Here is a 16,149-nt window from a genome sequence, read left to right on the forward strand (position 1 = left end):
CCGCCCGCCTGGGACGGGCCGCCGCCCCTCGTCGCCCACCCGGTGCAGCGGGGCAACCTGCTCGACGAGATCAGGTCGCTGCAGAACCGCGTCAGCATCCGGTGGCGCCTGACCCTCACGTACGCCGCCCTGGTCTTCGTCGCGGGCGCGCTGCTCGTGATGGTCATGTACGTGCTGGTCGGCCAGGCGATCGACGTCGGCTGGCAGAACGTGCCGAAGATCTACATTCCGAGCGGGATCGTGCCGCAGGAGTGGGTCGACCAGGTCAACAGGCAGTTCGGCCAGTCGCAGGCGGCGGTGACCGCGGCGGCGCGCAGCGAACTGCTGAAGCGGGCGCTGCTGGCGCTGCTGGGCGTGGGGATCTTCGCCCTCATGCTCGGCTACGTCGTGGCCGACCGGGCCCTGCGGCCGGTCATGAAGATGACGGCGACCGCGCGGAAGCTGTCGGAGACCTCGCTCGCCCACGAGCGCATCGCCCTCCAGGGCCCCGACGACGAGCTGAAGGAGCTGGCCGACACCTTCGACGCCATGCTCACCCGGCTCAACACCGCCTTCGACGCCCAGCGGCGGTTCGTGGACAACGCCTCGCACGAGCTGCGCACGCCGCTGGCGATCAACCGCACGGTGCTGGAGGTGGCGCTGTCCGATCCGGAGGCCTCCGATGATCTGAAGGTGCTCGGGCGCACGCTCCTGGGCACCACCGCCCGCAACGAGCGGCTCATCGAGGGCCTGCTCCTGCTCGCCCGCAGCGAGCGCGAGCTGTCGGTGCGCAAGCCCGTGGACGTCCAGGAGGTCGCCAGGACCGCGGTGGAGCAACTGGCCCCCTTCGCCGGGGAAGAGGGCGTCACGGTGGAGCACGACCTCCACCCGGCGGCCACGACCGGCGACCCCGTTCTCATTGAGCGCTGCGTCTCCAACCTGGTTGAGAACGGCATCAAGCACAATCTTGGGGAATCCGGAAAAGTATGGGTCCGGACGGGAATTGTGGATGGGGGTGCGGTTGTTCAGGTCGCGAACACGGGACCGCACGTTCCCGCGTACGAGGTGGAGAGCCTGTTCGAGCCGTTCCGACGGCTGAATGCCGACCGGGTCCAGTCCGCCAAGGGCGCGGGTCTCGGCCTGTCCATCGTCCGCGCGATCGTCCGCGCGCACGGCGGTACGGTCGCCGCCGTTCCCCGAGACGGGGGCGGCCTCGTGGTGACGGTACGACTCTCCGGAACCGGGGGCTCTCCGGGGACGCCGCAGTCGGCGCGCTGATGGAGCGAGCGCGCCGTACATGTGGTTGGATGTGCCGTCGAACGCGGTAGGGATACCGCCGATACTGTGGTTTTCGCCATATTTGGCTAACCGCAGCCTCCGGCGGGATGCCCCTCGCGTGTCGGAAGGTTCAGTGTTCGTTCAAGCGGGTACCGATTGCACAATTTACCGGCCCCCGCGGGCACAACACCGGCCTTCCGAGCGTTATCCACGCGCGACACAGGCGCAGGCAGATAGATGAGGGGGATGGAGTAGCAGATGGCTACCGACTACGACAGCCCGCGTAAGACCGACGACGACCTCAACGAGGACAGCCTCCAGGAACTCCAGGCGCGCAGGAGCGACAAGTCGTCGGGCAGCATCGACATCGACGAGACCGATCTGGCCGAGTCGTTGGAGCTGCCGGGGGCGGATCTGTCGAACGAGGAGCTCTCGCTGCGGGTGATTCCTCGGCAGGCCGATGAATTCACCTGTTCGCGGTGCTTCCTGGTGCACCACCGCAGCCAGCTGGCCTCGGAGAAGAACGGCCAGCAGGTCTGTCGCGAGTGCGCCGCCTAGGAGACCCTTGGGAGGGTCCGTGACTTCAGCAGCGGATGATTCAAACAACGAGGTCGCCGACCTGGTCGGCAAGCTCGTCGCCTCTGAGGAGACGGACGGGGCCGAGCGGCGCCGGCTGCTCGGCCGCCTCAGCGGGGCCCTGGCACGGTCCGCGGGGAAGGCACGTCAACGGGGAGTCGGCCGGGGCCGATGGCTTGCCGACGTCTTCATGAACATCGCTCCGCGGTTACCGGTCAGGGACCTCGAGACCCTGCGGGAACACCACTACGGGCTCACCGGTGAGCAGCTCGCCGACGACCTCGTCCGCACCGCCGCCAAGGCGACGACGGCGGTCGGCGCGGTCGGCGGGGCGCTCGCCGCGGCCGAGTTCGCCGCGCCGCCGCTCCTGCTGTCCGCACCCGCCCAGATCGTGGCCGAGACGCTGGTCGTCGCGGCGATCGAAGTGAAGCTCCTCGCCGAACTGCACGAGGTGTACGGCGTGCGGGTCCCCGGCAACGGCACCCAGAGGGCGGCCGCGTTCGCGCTGGCATGGTCGAAGCAGCGGGGCGTCAACCCCCTCGCCCCCGGCTCGGCCACGCTCGCGCTCGGGACCGCCGCCAAGACCGCGCTGCGCAACCGCCTGATGCGCACGCTCGGCCGGCATCTCACCACACTCGGCCCCTTCCTCACCGGCGCCGTGGCCGGCGGCGCGCTGAACAGGGCCGCCACCAAGAAGCTCGCCGGCGCCGTGCGCGCGGACCTGCGCCGCCAGCACGCTCTGCCGCAATCCGATGCCCCCGCACTGCCTCCGAGCTGACGCCCCCGCCTCCAGGTAGACCCCCGCGTCCGGCTGATCCCCTGCCGATCCGGTTCCGCCCCAGGAAAACGGGCATCAGCCCAGGTGCCGTCCCTATCGGCACTCTCGGACCGTCCTGATCTTTCAGGTAGGGAAGTGTCACCGAGTGGTCTAAACCACTTGCCGACCCCGTGTGAGCTGCGTGAGATCATTCTCACAACAACCGGTGGGAATTGTGCACGTTCTTACGGGTATGGGGGTCACTGGTGACTTTCCGTATGGTGGTCACAGGCGACCACCTGGAGGAGATGCATGCGTGGCACCAGCTCATTTCTGATCGTAGCGAACCGGCTACCGGTCGATCGCGTGGGCGAGAACGAGTGGCGGCGGAGCCCAGGAGGGCTCGTCACCGCCATCGCGCCCGTCATGCAACGACGTGACGGGGCCTGGCTCGGCTGGACCGGGGCGGCCGGGGAGGAGCTGAAGCCCTTCGACCACGACGGCATGCACCTCATCCCCATCCCGCTATCCCAGCTCGAGGTCGAGCTGTACTACGAGGGCTTCTCCAACGCCACCCTGTGGCCGCTCTACCACGACGTGGTCGCCACGCCGGTCTACTCGCGCGTGCTCTGGGACGCCTACCGCGCGGTCAACGATCGGTTCGCCCGCGCGGCCGCGGACGCCGCCGCCCCGGGCGCGGTCGTGTGGGTGCAGGACTACCAGCTCCAGCTCGTGCCCGCGATGCTGCGCAAGCTGCGGCCCGACCTGAAGATCGGCTTCTTCCTGCACATCCCGTTCCCGCCGGGTGAGCTGTTCTACCAGCTGCCCTGGCGCAACGAGATCCTCGAGGGCCTGCTCGGGGCCGATCTGGTGGGCTTCCAGCGGCCGGGCGGCGCGGCCAACTTCCTGCGCCTGTGCCGCCGCCTGCTCGGGGTGCAGTACCTCCGCAACGAGATCCAGCTCGAAGACCGGACGGTGCGCGCGGAGTCGTTCCCGATCTCGGTCGACTACGGCGAGCTGGATCAGCTCGTCCGCGAGCCCAGCATCCAGCAGCGGGCCAAGGAGATCCGCGCGGAGCTGGGCGATCCGGAGCACGTGCTGCTCGGCGTCGACCGGCTCGACTACACCAAGGGGATCGGCCAGCGGCTCAAGGCGTTCGGCGAGCTGCTCGACGACGGCGCGATCAAGCCGGACGAGGCGGTCTTCGTCCAGGTCGCCACGCCCACGCGGGAGCGCGTCGCCGAGTACATCCGGCTGCGCAACGACATCGAGCTGAGAGTGGGCCGCATCAACGGCGAGCACGGCGTGCTCGGCCGCATGCCGATCTCCTACCTGCACCAGTCGTACGCCAAGGAGGAGCTGGCGGCCCTCTACCTGGCGGCCGACGTCATGGTCGTCACGCCGCTGCGCGACGGCATGAACCTCGTCGCCAAGGAGTACGTCGCCTGCCGCCACGACCTGCGCGGGGCGCTCGTGCTGAGCGAGTTCGCCGGTGCGGCCGACGAGATGCGTCAGGCCTACATGGTCAACCCGTACGACATCGACGGCATGAAGCGGACGATGCTGGCGGCGATGCGGGCGACCCCGCACGAGCTGGCGCGCAGGATGCGCTCGCTCAGGCGCAGGGTCGCCACCTACAACGTGGACAGGTGGGCGAGCGACTTCCTCGCCGCCCTGGAGTCCGGGGAGCGGGCCGCTTCTACTGAGTGAGGTCCCGGGCGGCGTCCTTCCAGTTGCGCCACTTCTTCGCCGCCGACCGGGTGACGACGATCCTGGTGATCTCCATGCCCAGGCCCATCACCACGGCGTACGCGATCGCCTCGCCGAGCCCGATGTCGGGGGAGTCGGCGCTGGCCGGCGGCTTCTTGCCGGTGGCCTTCTCCCACGCGAACGACAGCACCTTGCGTGAGCAGAAGCCCACCGCCAGGCCGAGCAGGCCGCCGACGATACGCCACTGCATATCGGGTTTGTCCATCGCGCCGAGTTCGCGCTTGGCCTCCCGAACCGTGTCCGCCATGATTCCTCCTCGATAACGACCTTAGTGTCTCCGCACGGGGTGGCGGTCCACGCCATACCATGTGGTGGCATGACCGAACAGCGACTCCCCGCAGCCATGCCCGAGAAACCCGCACTCGACGGCTTGGAAGCGGTATGGGTAGAGCGCTGGGAGGCCGAGGGCACCTACCGGTTCGACCGGTCCCGGGGGCGGGACGAGGTCTACTCCATCGACACCCCGCCGCCCACCGTGTCCGGGTCCCTCCATGTGGGGCACGTCTTCTCCTACACGCACACGGACACGATCGCCCGATACCAGCGGATGCGGGGGCGCGAGGTCTTCTACCCGATGGGGTGGGACGATAACGGCCTGCCCACCGAGCGCCGCGTGCAGAACCACTTCGGCGTGCGCTGCGATCCCTCCATGCCGTACGACCCGGGCTTCACCCCGCCGGAGAAGCCGGACGCCAAGCGGCAGGTGCCGATCTCGCGCCGGAACTTCATCGAGCTGTGCGAGCGGCTGACCGCCGAGGACGAGAAGGCCTTCGAGGAGCTGTGGCGCCGTCTCGGCCTGTCGGTGGACTGGTCGATGACGTACGCGACCATCGACGCGGGCGCCCGGGCGGCGTCCCAGCGCGCGTTCCTGCGCAATCTCGCCCGCGGCGAGGCGTACGTCGCCGAGGCCCCGACCCTGTGGGACGTGACGTTCCGCACGGCCGTGGCCCAGGCCGAGCTGGAGGACCGGGAGTGGCCCGGCGCCTTCCACCGGATCGGCTTCGAGCGGCCCGGCGAGGGCATGGTGTGGATCGAGACCACCCGCCCCGAGCTGATCCCGGCCTGCGTGGCGCTGGTCGCCCATCCCGACGACGAGCGGTACCGGCCGTTGTTCGGCACCACCGTCCGCACCCCGGTGTTCGGGGTCGAGGTGCCGGTCGTGGCCCATCACCTCGCCGAGCCCGACAAGGGCTCGGGCATCGCGATGATCTGCACGTTCGGCGACGTCACCGACGTCACCTGGTGGCGCGAGCTGGACCTGCCGACCCGGCCGGTGATCGGCTGGGACGGCCGCCTGCTCCCCGAGCCGCCGCAGGGCGTGCCCGCCGAGCCGTACGCCGAGCTGGCCGGCAAGACGGTGCACAGCGCGCGCGAGCGCATCGTGGAGATGCTGCGCGAGTCCGGCAACCTGGACGGCGAGCCGCGCAAGATCCAGCGGCCGGTGAAGTTCTACGAGAAGGGCGACCGCCCGCTCGAGATCGTCACCACCCGGCAGTGGTACATCCGCAACGGCGGCAGGGACGCGCGGCTGCGCGCCGAGCTGTTGGAGCGCGGTCGGGAGCTGGAGTGGCATCCGCCGCACATGCGGGTCAGGTACGACAACTGGGTCGAGGGCCTGGCGGGCGACTGGCTCATCTCCCGCCAGCGGTTCTTCGGCGTGCCGATCCCGGTCTGGTACCCGCTCGACGCCGAGGGCGAGCCGATCCACGAGGCGCCGATCGTCCCGCCCGAGTCGGCGCTGCCGGTCGACCCGTCCAGCGACGTGCCGCCCGGGTACACCGAGGACCAGCGGGGCAAGCCGTTCGGCTTCGTCGCCGATCCCGACGTCATGGACACGTGGGCGACCTCCTCGCTGAGCCCGCAGATCGCCGCCGGGTGGGAGCGCGACGACGACCTGTTCCGCCGCGTCTTCCCGATGGACCTGCGGCCCCAGGCCCACGAGATCATCCGTACCTGGCTGTTCTCCACGGTCGTGCGCTCGCACCTGGAGCACGGCGGGCTGCCCTGGCGGCACGCGGCGATCTCGGGATGGATCCTCGACCCCGACCGCAAGAAGATGTCGAAGTCCAAGGGCAACGTCGTCACGCCCATGGGCCTGCTGGAGGAGTACGGCTCCGACGCGGTCCGCTACTGGGCGGCGAACGGGCGTCCCGGCACCGACACGGCGTTCGACACCGGGCAGATCAAGATCGGCCGCCGGCTGGCCATCAAGATCCTGAACGCGTCGAAGTTCGTGCTCGGCTTCCGGTCCGAGGGCGGCGGCGAGGTCACCGAGCCGGTCGACCTGTCCATGCTGGCCGCGCTGGGGGCGGTCGTCGCCGAGGCCACCGAGGCGTTCGAGGCGTACGACTACACCCGGGCGCTGGAGCGGACCGAGCGGTTCTTCTGGTCGTTCTGCGACGACTACGTGGAGCTGGTCAAGGCCCGCGCGTACGCCGGGGACGCCTCGGCCGTCGCCGCCCTGCGGCGGGCGCTCGGCGTGCTGCTGCGGCTGTTCGCGCCGTTCCTGCCGTTCGTGACCGAGGAGGTCTGGTCGTGGTGGCGGGAGGGCTCGGTGCACCGCGCCGCCTGGCCGTCCGCCGGCGAGCTGCCCGAGGCGCGGCTCGGCGACCCCGCGGTGCTCGACGCCGTGGCGGAGGTGCTCCGCCGGGTACGGCGGGCGAAGTCCGAGGCGCGGCTGTCGATGCGGGCCGAGGTCTCCCGGCTGACCGTGTCGGGGGACCAGGCGGAGCTGGTCCGGCTGGCCCAGGACGACCTGTGCGCGGCCGGCAACGTCGAGGAGTTCGTCCTCGAACCCGGTGACGCCCCCCTCGACGCGGTCGCCGAGCTGACCGCCTGAGCGACGGCGCCGCCGGCCGCGGGGAGACCCGCGGCCGGCGGCCTGCGGCGGATCGCGCCGAATCGATCCCCAATCACGGGTAAAACGGCCGCGCACCGTGCCCGCCGACATGCCAGGCTGGATCCGTGATCCCGTCTAACCGCAGTACCCATGAGAGGGTTCCGCCGACCCTGGCCGCGATGGCCGCGTGGAGTTGGCGGCTGCTGCTGCTCGGCGCGATGGTCTACTTCCTGTGGCAGATCATCGGGAGGATCAGCTTCGTCGTCATGCCGGTGGTCGTGGCGCTGCTGCTCGCGGCCCTGCTGTATCCGCTGACGCGGCGGCTGCGCTCCGCCGGGCTCCGGCCGATCTACGCGACGTGGATCACGATGCTGCTGGGCCTCGCGTTGATAGTCGGCATCGGGTTCCTGATCGGCGTGCGGGCGAACGAGGAGTTTCCCCGGCTGGTCCTGCAGATCCAGGTCACCGTGCGCAACGTGCAGGACTGGCTGCTGCACGGTCCCCTCCATTTGAAGGAGGCGCAGATCGCCGACTTCGTGGACCAGCTCAGCGGCCAGATCACCCAGTACCGCAGTCAGATCACCAGCACGGTGCTGAGCGGCGCCACCGCGGTCGTCGAGGTGCTCACCTCGATCGTGCTGATCCTCTTCGTGACCTTCTTCCTGCTGAAGGACGGCGAACGGATCTGGGGCTGGTTCCTGCGCGCCTTCGGCACCACCGCACCGCGGGTGGACCGGGCGGGCCGGGCGGCCTGGGCGACGATCTCGCACTACGTGCACGGCACGGTCGCGGTCGCGGCCATCCACGGGGTCGTGATCGGAGTGGTGCTCGCCGGGATGCGGGTGCCGCTGTGGGCGCCTCTCGCGGTGCTCGTCTTCCTGGCGAGCTTCGTCCCGGTCGTCGGCATCCTGCTGGCCGGCGGCATCGCGACGCTGGTGACCTTCGGCTCCCAGGGCTGGGTCTACGCGTTGATCTTCGTGGGCATCCTCGTGGTCGAGCAGCAGCTGGAAAACCACGTGCTCCAGCCGCTCATCGTCGGCCGGGCCCTGGAGTTCCACCCCTTGGCGATCATCCTCGTCCTCGCGGTGGGCGGCGTGCTCGGCGGCATCGCGGGCGCCGTGGTGGCCGTGCCGCTCACGGCGGTCATCTACCGCGCGCTGCCCGAGCTGCGCCGAGGTCAGCCCGCGATCGAGCCGCCGGCGGAAGGCGGCCCGCACGGTGGCGAGGAGACCGGACCCCCGGACGCGGAGCCCGGCCCGGCCGAGCCCGCACCCGAGCCCGCACCTGAGCCCGCACCTGAGCCCGCACCCGGGCATGACTCCTCCGGGCAGGGCGGGCAGGAACCGGAGACGGCACGCCCGTCCTCCGGAGCGGGAGAGGCGGTGTCTCCCCAGCGCAACGGGTAGGGTCTTGCCTCATGAGCGATGTCGAGATCCTGATCCACCGGCTCGATTCCGGTCTTCCGCTCCCGTCGTACGCTCACCCCGGCGACGCCGGAGCCGACCTGTACGCGGCGGAGGACGTCGAGCTGCTGCCCGGTGAGCGGGCGGTCGTGCGGACGGGTGTCGCCATCGCGCTGCCGGACGGCTACGCCGCCTTCGTCCACCCGCGTTCGGGCCTGGCGGCCCGGCACGGCGTCACGCTGGTCAACGCGCCGGGCACGATCGACGCCGGCTACCGGGGCGAGATCAGGGTGACGATGATCAACACCGACGCCAAGGACGCGGTACGGCTCCGGCGCGGTGACCGCATCGCCCAGCTCGTCGTCCAGCGGGTGGAACGGGCGGCGTTCTACGAGGTCGACCGGTTGCCCGGCTCCGTACGGGGCACGAACGGGTTCGGCTCGACGGGGAGCTGACACCGCGGGGCCCGGGAAACGGGCCACGATGCGAGGAGAGTGAGACAAGTGTTGCGACGCCGGCGACGCGTGGAGGAGGAGACCGCACCAGCCGTCGGGCGGGAGGAGAGTCGCGCCCCGGCGCGGACGGCGGGCCCCTGGGACTCCGGCGACGACTACCCGGAGACCGAACGGGTGGACCTGGGGGGCCTGCGCCTGCCCGTCGGTCCCGGGTTCGAGATCCAGCTCAGCATGGCGGGCGACCAGGTCGACGGTGTGATCGTCCTGGTCGAGGAGAGCGCCCTGCAGGTGAACGCCTTCGCCGCGCCCAAGCGCAGCGGGATCTGGAGCGAGGTGCGGGCCGAGCTGGCCCGCGAGGTGGTGGCCGCGGGCGGAGCCGCCGAGGAGCGGGAAGGACCGTTCGGCCCGGAGATCGCGGCCGAGGTGCCCGCACAGGGCCAGGCGCAGGGACGGCAGCCGGTGCGCTACGTCGGCGTCGACGGGCCACGCTGGTTCCTGCGGGCCGTGATCAGCGGCAGGGCGGCGGTCGACCCGGAGGCGGCGCGGATCCTGGAGGACGTCGTCCGCGACATCGTCGTCGTACGCGGCGACGAGCCGATGCCGCCCAGGGAGGCGATCCAGCTCCGCCTGCCGGCCGAGGCACGGCAGGCCATGGAGGAGCAGGAGGGCCGCCGGGAGGAGTTCCGGCCCTTCGAACGCGGTCCCGAGATCAGCGAGATCCGCTGACCTCCGCCGGGGGGCGGCGCGCCGATTGACCGAATCGGGGAGCAAGCCCTGCCCTGACCGTCCTTCTGGCCCGTATGCGGCTCACGTATGCTGCGGTGGATGACGACGGGCCTAGGCTGGAAGCCGGGACGACGAATCCCCGCAGGGGGAGGAAGCTGGGTGAGTGACCGATGGGCACGCCGGAGCCTGCCAGACGAGGCGGACTGCGGGGCTTCTTCCGACGGCTGACCACCAGCCAGGCCGAGCTGGAGGCCGCCGAGCTCCAGGAGGACCTGGAGCAGCAGGGGGCGACACCCATCGCCCGGTGCGGTGAGCGTCAGCGGACCTGCGTCGCGGGCACGCTGCGCACCGTCACCCTCCGCCCGCGCGGCGGCGCGCCCGCCCTCGAGGCGGAGTTGTACGACGGGTCGGACGTGATCGACCTGGTCTGGCTCGGCCGCCGGAAGATCGCCGGCATCGAGCCGGGCCGGGTGGTGCGGGCCGAAGGACTGGTCAGCGTCCAGGACGGCCGCAAGGTCATGTTCAACCCCCGTTACGAGCTACGCCCGGCCGGTGGCCCTTGATCTCTCAGGAGACCGTATGAGCACAGCGGACATGACGGCCCCCGCGGCGCACGCCACCGTTGAGGCGGCCGTTCGTGCCCAGATGAGCAAGGCGCTGGGTGGCAGACGCGGGATCGTCGAGGCGGCCGTGCCCACGATCGCCTTCACCGGCACGTGGGTGGGCACCAGCCAGCTGAAGACCTCGCTGATCGTCGGCATCGCCTCGGCGGTGGTGCTCCTGCTGGTGCGGCTCGCGCAGCGCACGACGCCCCAGTTCGTGCTCAACAGCCTCGTCGGCATCGGCATCGGCGCGTTCTTCGCGACCCGCACCGGCGACGCCAAGGACGTGTTCCTGCCGGGGATCCTCTACAACGGGGCCTACGCCGCCGGCATGCTGCTGTCGATCGTGGTCCGCTGGCCGGTCGTGGGGTTCCTGATCGGCTCGGTGACCGGCGACCCGACGGCCTGGCACAACGACTCCGCGCTAGTCCGGCTGTGCTCGCGGCTGACGTGGCTGCTCATGCTGCCCTGCCTGCTGCGGGTGGTGATCCAGCTGCCGCTCTACTGGGCGGACCAGGTGACCGCCCTCGGCGTGGCCAAGATCGCCCTGGGCTGGCCGCTGCAGGTCGCCGCTCTGGCCGCGATGGTGTGGGTGCTCGCCCGGGGCCGCACCCCGATCGAGCCCGGTCTCCAGACGCCCACCCAGACACCCACCCAGCCGCCCGCGCAGCCGTCCGTCTGACGGAACGCGAAGGCCCCGGGCAGGTGTCCCGGGGCCGAGTCGATGGCGGTCAGGGACGTCCGTGGGCCGACAGCAGCACGGTGAGCTCGTGCTCGACCTCCTGGTTGGCCACGAACAGCAGTTCGTCGCCGGCCTCCAGCGGGTCGTCGGCCGAGGGGACCAGCACCCGGCCCTCGCGCAGGATCGCCACGAGGGCGGCGTCCACCGGCCACGGCACCGAGCCCGCCCGCTGGCCCACCACCGGCGCGTCCTCGGCCAGCGTGAGCTCCACCAGGTTGGCCTGACCCTGCCGGAAGGTCATCAGGCGCACCAGGTCGCCGACGCTGACCGCCTCCTCGACCAGGGCCGACAGCAGACGCGGGGTGGAGACGGCGACGTCCACGCCCCACGACTCGTTGAACAGCCACTCGTTCTTGGGGTGGTTGACCCGGGCGACCACCCGCGGCACGCCGTACTCGGTCTTGGCGAGCAGCGAGACCACGAGGTTGACCTTGTCGTCGCCGGAGGCGGCGATCACGACCTGGCAGCTGTTCAGGCCCGCCTCGTCCAGCGAGGAGATCTCGCAGGCGTCGGCCAGCAGCCATTCGGCCCGCGGCACGCTGTCGATCTTGATGGCGTGGGGGTCGATGTCGATGAGCAGGACCTGGTGGCCGTTCTCCAGGAGCTCCGCCGCGATGGAGCGGCCGACGGCTCCGGCGCCGGCGATGGTGACGCGCATCAGTGCTCCTCGTCGGACGGCGGGGCGGACAGCATCTTGTTGATGCGGTCCATGTCGTTCTCGGCGGCGACCAGGTGGAGGATGTCCCCTTCCTGGACGACGGTCGCGTCCTTCGGCACGACCGCCTCGCCCATTCGGTTGAGGAAGGCCACGCGCGCGCCCGTGACGTTCTCGATCTCCCTGGCCCGGGTGCCGATCCAGCCCTGGTGGAAGGCCACCTCGGCGAGGACGACCGTCCCGGTCGGGTCGCGCCAGAGGGGTTCCGCGCCCTCGGGCAGCACCCGGCGCAGGATCTGGTCGGCGGTCCAGCGGACCGTCGCCACGGTGGGGATGCCGAGCCGCTGGTAGACCTCGGCCCGGCGGGGGTCGTAGATGCGGGCCACCACGTTGTCCACGCCGAACATCTCCCGCGCGACCCGGGCGGAGATGATGTTGGAGTTGTCCCCGCTGCTGACGGCGACGAAGGAGGCGGCCGAGGCGATGCCGGCCTCCTCGAGGACGTCGCGGTCGAAACCGATGCCGGTCACCCTGCGGCCCCGGAAGCCTGCCCGCAGCCGGCGGAAGGCCTGCGGGTCACGGTCGATGACGGCGACCGAGTGCCCGTTGTCCTCAAGGATGTGCGCCAGGGTCGAGCCGACCCGTCCGCATCCCATGATCACAATATGCATGCTCCCCCGCCGTGGGTTGTGGCGGTCTCCTATTGCAGACAGTATGTCGCCCTCATGGCGCACCGCATGACCCGGGCACGGCACGGGGGGACTAGGCTCAACAGACGTGTCCAAGGTGCCAGATCTTGTCAAGCGGCTCCTCGTGGGGCGGGCTCTGCGAAGCACCGCGCTCCACCACCAGCTGCTGCCCAAGCGTGTGGCACTGCCGGTCTTCGCCAGTGACGCGCTGTCCTCCGTGGCGTACGCGCCGCAGGAGATCCTGATCATCCTGTCGATCGCCGGGGTCGGGCTCTACAGCATCAGCCCCTGGGTCGCGGCGGGGGTCGTCCTCGTCATGCTCGTCGTGGTGGCGTCCTACCGGCAGAACGTGCACGCCTATCCCAGCGGCGGTGGCGACTACGAGGTGGCCACGACGAACCTGGGACCGACGGCGGGGCTGACCGTCGCGAGCGCCCTGCTCGTCGACTACGTGCTGACCGTGGCGGTGTCGGTCGCCAACGGCGCCGACTACGTGGGCGCGACGATCCCCTTCGTCGCCGAGCATCGCCCCCTGGTAGCGATAGCCATCGTCGTACTCCTGACCATCATGAACCTGCGCGGCATCCGGGAATCGGGTGTCGCTTTCGCTGTTCCGACCTACGCCTTCATGGGCGCGGTCATCGGCATGATCCTGTGGGGGCTGTTCCGCCTGGTCGTGCTGGGCCAGGAGCTGCGCGCCCCGACGGCGGACTACAAGCTCGTCGCCGAGCAGGGGGATCTGGCCGGGTTCGCGCTGGCGTTCCTGGTGCTGCGCGCCTTCTCCTCCGGCTGCGCGGCGCTGACCGGTGTCGAGGCGATCAGCAACGGCGTGCCGGCCTTCCGCAAGCCCAAGAGCAGGAACGCCGCGACGACGCTGCTGATGATGGGCCTCATCGCGGTCACGATGTTCAGCGGGATCATCTTCCTCGGCCTGAAGTCCGGGGTGACGGTCGCCGACCCCGCCACCGCGCCCAGGGACATCATCATCGACGGCCACCCGGCCGGGCCCGACTACTACCAGCAGCCGATCATCGCGCAGGTCGCGTCGGCCGTCTTCGGCCACGGCTCGGTCCTGTTCGTCGTGATCGCCGCGGTGACCGCCCTCATCCTGTTCCTGGCGGCCAACACCGCGTTCAACGGCTTCCCGGTGCTCGGGTCGATCCTCGCGCAGGACCGCTACCTGCCGCGTCAGCTCCACACCCGGGGCGACCGCCTCGCCTTCAGCAACGGCATCGTCATCCTCGCGGCCGGGGCCTGCCTGCTGATCTGGGCGTTCGACGCGGACGTGAGCAAGCTGCTCAACCTCTACATCGTCGGGGTGTTCGTCTCGTTCACCCTCAGCCAGATCGGCATGGTCCGGCACTGGACCCGTCACCTGAGGACCGAGAGCGACGCGAGGGCGCGCTTCCACATGATGCGCTCGCGGCTGATCAACGGCTTCGGCGCGATCATGACAGGGCTGGTGCTGGTCGTCGTGCTCGCCACCAAGTTCACGCACGGCGCGTACATCGTCTGCATCGCGATGCCGGTGCTCTTCCTGATGATGAAGGGCATCAGGCGGCACTACGACCGGGTCGCCGCGGAGCTCGCCGCGCCGGAGGAGAGCGAGATCGACGAGTCGATGCTGCCGGCTCGCAACCACGCGGTCGTGCTCGTCTCGAAGATCCACAAGCCCACGCTGCGCGCGCTCGCGTACGCCAGGGCGACCCGCCCGTCGAGCCTGGAGGCCGTGACGGTCATGGTGGACGCCGACGAGGCGAACAGGCTCAGGGAGGAGTGGGACCGCCGCGGCATCGACGTGCCGCTGAAGATCCTCGACTCGCCGTACCGGGAGATCACCGGTCCCGTGCTCGAGTACGTGAAGTCGCTGCGGCGGCGCTCGCCGCGCGACGTCGTGACCGTCTACATCCCGGAGTACGTGGTCGGCCGCTGGTGGGAGCACCTCCTGCACAACCAGAGCGCGCTGCGGCTCAAGGGCCGGCTGCTGTTCAAGCCCGGGGTCATGGTCACGAGCGTGCCGTTCCAGCTCGCCTCCTCCGACCGTCTCAAGGGCCGCAGGGAGCCGGCCGCGCCCGGCGCGTCCCGCCGCTCCTACCAGCCGCCGTCGAAGGACACGCAGGTCAAGACGTGACAACCCGTCCGCCTGCGATCGGTGCGGCGTGCCGCACCCCTCAAGACCGATGATCGAAACGAGAGAGGCCGACCGGATGAACAAGGGACGGCTCGAGCTGACGGTGGACGCCGTCGCCAACGGCGGCTGGTGCGTGGCCAGGCACGAGGGCCGGGTGGTGTTCGTCCGGCACGCCCTGCCCGGCGAGCGGGTGGTGGCCGAGGTGACCGAGGAGACCGCGCGGTTCCTGCGGGCCGACGCCGTCGAGATCCTGGAATCCTCACCCGACCGGGTCACGCCGCCCTGTCCGTTCGCCGGCCCCGGCCGGTGCGGCGGCTGCGACTGGCAGCACGCGTCGCTGGAGGCGCAGCGCCGGCTCAAGGCCGACGTGGTCGCCGAGCAGTTCCGGCGGCTCGCGGGCCTGGACCTCAAGGTCGTGGTCGAGGAGGTGCCGGGGTCGGAGGACGGCCTCGGGTGGCGCACCCGCGTCCGGTTCGCCGTGGACCGGGACGGCACGGCCGGGCTGCGCAAGCACCGGTCGCACGAGATCGAGCACGTCACCGAGTGCCTCATCGCGCATCCCGCCGTCGAGGGCGTCGGCGCGGAACGCCTCGCGTGGCCGGGTGCCGCCTCGGTCGAGGTGGTGGCGGCCTCGGGCGGCGAGCGCGCCGTGATCGTCGAACCCGAGCCGCGCCGCAGGGCGGTCGTCCCCGACGTGGACGCCGCGGTCCTGCTCGACGAGGGCAGGCGGGGCACGCGCGCGCTGCGCGGCCGGGCCTCGCTGACCGAGCGGGTGGGCGAACGGGACTTCCGGGTCACCGCCAGCGGGTTCTGGCAGGTCCACCCGGGTGCGGCGGCCACGCTGCTCGACGCGGTGCTCGACTTCGGCCGGCCCGAGCCGGGGGAGTGGGCGCTCGACCTGTACTGCGGCGCCGGCCTGTTCGCCGCCGCGCTGGCCGAGGCGGTCGGCCCGGAGGGGGCCGTGCTCGGCATCGAGTCCGAGCCGCAGGCGGCGCAGGACGCCCGGTTCAACCTGCGCGACCTGCCGCAGGCGCAAATCGAGCGGGGCAGGGTCGAGGAGGCGCTCGACCGGCTGCGGATCGACCGGGCCGACCTCGTGGTGGCCGACCCGCCCCGCGCGGGGCTCGGCCGCCCGGTGGTCGAGCGCGTCGCCGCCCTGGAGGCCTCGCGGGTGGTGTACGTCTCGTGCGACCCGGCGACGCTGGCCAGGGACGTCGCCTGGTTCGGTCAGCACGGCTACCGGCTGGAGGACCTGCGAGCCTTCGACCAGTATCCGATGACCCACCACGTGGAGTGCGTGGCCCTGCTCGTCAGGGACTGATCCCGGCGCCGCATGGGCGGGACATGCCGTGACGGGCTCCGGAGCTGATCGCGGCCCGCGTCGCGAACCGATGCGCCCGGGCGGCCGCTGACGCGCGTACCGCAAGGTCGTCAACAGAGTTCACCAGGGGAGATCGGAAGAGCGTCTAGTAGGGAAAGAGTGTCTTAGCAGGCGAGTAGATATCGGTGGTCTCCGTATCATAAAAAAATTGGGTGTTTGTAGATGT

At 70.8% G+C, this 16,149-nt stretch carries 15 protein-coding genes; 12 read left to right on the plus strand and 3 right to left on the minus strand.

Annotated elements, in window-relative coordinates; genetic code table 11:
• From AB0J39_RS30755 to AB0J39_RS30770, 4 genes are all read left to right on the plus strand, one after another.
• A partial coding sequence (locus AB0J39_RS30755) for a HAMP domain-containing sensor histidine kinase (RefSeq protein WP_363471164.1) occupies positions 1 to 1,257 on the plus strand: 1,257 nt, incomplete at its 5' end.
• Between the two features lie 258 nt (positions 1,258 to 1,515).
• Positions 1,516 to 1,815, plus strand: coding sequence for a DUF4193 domain-containing protein (locus AB0J39_RS30760; RefSeq protein ID WP_030505490.1), 300 nt, complete (start codon positions 1,516 to 1,518; stop codon positions 1,813 to 1,815).
• 19 nt (positions 1,816 to 1,834) lie between these two features.
• Positions 1,835 to 2,611, plus strand: a complete 777-nt coding sequence (locus tag AB0J39_RS30765) for a hypothetical protein (RefSeq protein WP_363471166.1) — start codon at positions 1,835 to 1,837, stop codon at positions 2,609 to 2,611.
• 291 nt (positions 2,612 to 2,902) lie between these two features.
• Positions 2,903 to 4,300: a trehalose-6-phosphate synthase gene (locus AB0J39_RS30770; RefSeq protein ID WP_363471168.1), complete on the plus strand. Its 1,398-nt coding sequence runs from the start codon at positions 2,903 to 2,905 to the stop codon at positions 4,298 to 4,300.
• Here AB0J39_RS30770 and AB0J39_RS30775 read toward each other — a convergent pair.
• Positions 4,290 to 4,607, minus strand: a complete 318-nt coding sequence (locus tag AB0J39_RS30775; RefSeq protein WP_363471170.1) for a DUF4235 domain-containing protein — start codon at positions 4,605 to 4,607, stop codon at positions 4,290 to 4,292. The genes AB0J39_RS30770 and AB0J39_RS30775 overlap by 11 nt on opposite strands.
• A gap of 69 nt (positions 4,608 to 4,676) precedes the next feature.
• Between AB0J39_RS30775 and valS the strand changes: the two genes are divergently transcribed.
• From valS to AB0J39_RS30805, 6 genes are all read left to right on the plus strand, one after another.
• A complete protein-coding gene (gene valS / locus AB0J39_RS30780) occupies positions 4,677 to 7,199 on the plus strand; it encodes a valine--tRNA ligase (protein ID WP_363471172.1) in 2,523 nt (840 codons plus the stop codon).
• 179 nt (positions 7,200 to 7,378) lie between these two features.
• Positions 7,379 to 8,605 (plus strand): AI-2E family transporter, encoded by a 1,227-nt coding sequence (locus tag AB0J39_RS30785; RefSeq protein WP_363471174.1) that lies wholly within the window; start codon positions 7,379 to 7,381, stop codon positions 8,603 to 8,605.
• An 11-nt stretch (positions 8,606 to 8,616) separates the two neighbouring features.
• Positions 8,617 to 9,057, plus strand: a complete 441-nt coding sequence (gene dut / locus AB0J39_RS30790; protein ID WP_363471176.1) for a dUTP diphosphatase — start codon at positions 8,617 to 8,619, stop codon at positions 9,055 to 9,057.
• A gap of 48 nt (positions 9,058 to 9,105) precedes the next feature.
• Entirely contained in the window at positions 9,106 to 9,783 is a 678-nt protein-coding gene (locus AB0J39_RS30795) for a DUF3710 domain-containing protein (RefSeq protein WP_363471178.1), read from the plus strand.
• 170 nt (positions 9,784 to 9,953) lie between these two features.
• Entirely contained in the window at positions 9,954 to 10,346 is a 393-nt protein-coding gene (locus AB0J39_RS30800; RefSeq protein WP_030505482.1) for an OB-fold nucleic acid binding domain-containing protein, read from the plus strand.
• A 16-nt stretch (positions 10,347 to 10,362) separates the two neighbouring features.
• Entirely contained in the window at positions 10,363 to 11,067 is a 705-nt protein-coding gene (locus AB0J39_RS30805) for a DUF3159 domain-containing protein (RefSeq protein WP_363471180.1), read from the plus strand.
• A gap of 49 nt (positions 11,068 to 11,116) precedes the next feature.
• Here the strand turns inward: AB0J39_RS30805 and AB0J39_RS30810 are convergent, their stop codons facing one another.
• Both AB0J39_RS30810 and AB0J39_RS30815 read right to left on the minus strand, forming a co-directional pair.
• Positions 11,117 to 11,785, minus strand: a complete 669-nt coding sequence (locus tag AB0J39_RS30810) for a TrkA family potassium uptake protein (protein ID WP_363471182.1) — start codon at positions 11,783 to 11,785, stop codon at positions 11,117 to 11,119.
• Positions 11,785 to 12,453: a TrkA family potassium uptake protein gene (locus tag AB0J39_RS30815; RefSeq protein WP_363471184.1), complete on the minus strand. Its 669-nt coding sequence runs from the start codon at positions 12,451 to 12,453 to the stop codon at positions 11,785 to 11,787. Before AB0J39_RS30815 ends, AB0J39_RS30810 begins: the two co-directional genes overlap by 1 nt.
• A gap of 106 nt (positions 12,454 to 12,559) precedes the next feature.
• On the opposite strand from AB0J39_RS30815, the gene AB0J39_RS30820 reads away from it, so the two are divergent.
• Both AB0J39_RS30820 and AB0J39_RS30825 read left to right on the plus strand, forming a co-directional pair.
• Positions 12,560 to 14,602: an APC family permease gene (locus AB0J39_RS30820; protein ID WP_363471186.1), complete on the plus strand. Its 2,043-nt coding sequence runs from the start codon at positions 12,560 to 12,562 to the stop codon at positions 14,600 to 14,602.
• 49 nt (positions 14,603 to 14,651) lie between these two features.
• Positions 14,652 to 15,923, plus strand: a complete 1,272-nt coding sequence (locus tag AB0J39_RS30825; protein ID WP_363471188.1) for a class I SAM-dependent RNA methyltransferase — start codon at positions 14,652 to 14,654, stop codon at positions 15,921 to 15,923.
• Positions 15,924 to 16,149: the final 226 nt, after the last annotated feature.

The sequence above is a fragment of the Microbispora sp. NPDC049633 genome, from assembly GCF_040675265.1.
Classification (GTDB): domain Bacteria; phylum Actinomycetota; class Actinomycetes; order Streptosporangiales; family Streptosporangiaceae; genus Microbispora; species Microbispora maris.

Coding starts and splice junctions, on each gene's coding strand:
- AB0J39_RS30760 (WP_030505490.1), top strand. CDS start 1,516: ATGGCTACCGACTACGACAGCCCGCGTAAGACCGACGACGACCTCAAC.
- AB0J39_RS30770 (WP_363471168.1), top strand. CDS start 2,903: ATGCGTGGCACCAGCTCATTTCTGATCGTAGCGAACCGGCTACCGGTC.
- AB0J39_RS30775 (WP_363471170.1), bottom strand. CDS start 4,607: ATGGCGGACACGGTTCGGGAGGCCAAGCGCGAACTCGGCGCGATGGAC.
- valS (WP_363471172.1), top strand. CDS start 4,677: ATGACCGAACAGCGACTCCCCGCAGCCATGCCCGAGAAACCCGCACTC.
- AB0J39_RS30785 (WP_363471174.1), top strand. CDS start 7,379: ATGGCCGCGTGGAGTTGGCGGCTGCTGCTGCTCGGCGCGATGGTCTAC.
- dut (WP_363471176.1), top strand. CDS start 8,617: ATGAGCGATGTCGAGATCCTGATCCACCGGCTCGATTCCGGTCTTCCG.
- AB0J39_RS30800 (WP_030505482.1), top strand. CDS start 9,954: ATGGGCACGCCGGAGCCTGCCAGACGAGGCGGACTGCGGGGCTTCTTC.
- AB0J39_RS30805 (WP_363471180.1), top strand. CDS start 10,363: ATGAGCACAGCGGACATGACGGCCCCCGCGGCGCACGCCACCGTTGAG.
- AB0J39_RS30810 (WP_363471182.1), bottom strand. CDS start 11,785: ATGCGCGTCACCATCGCCGGCGCCGGAGCCGTCGGCCGCTCCATCGCG.
- AB0J39_RS30815 (WP_363471184.1), bottom strand. CDS start 12,453: ATGCATATTGTGATCATGGGATGCGGACGGGTCGGCTCGACCCTGGCG.
- AB0J39_RS30825 (WP_363471188.1), top strand. CDS start 14,652: ATGATCGAAACGAGAGAGGCCGACCGGATGAACAAGGGACGGCTCGAG.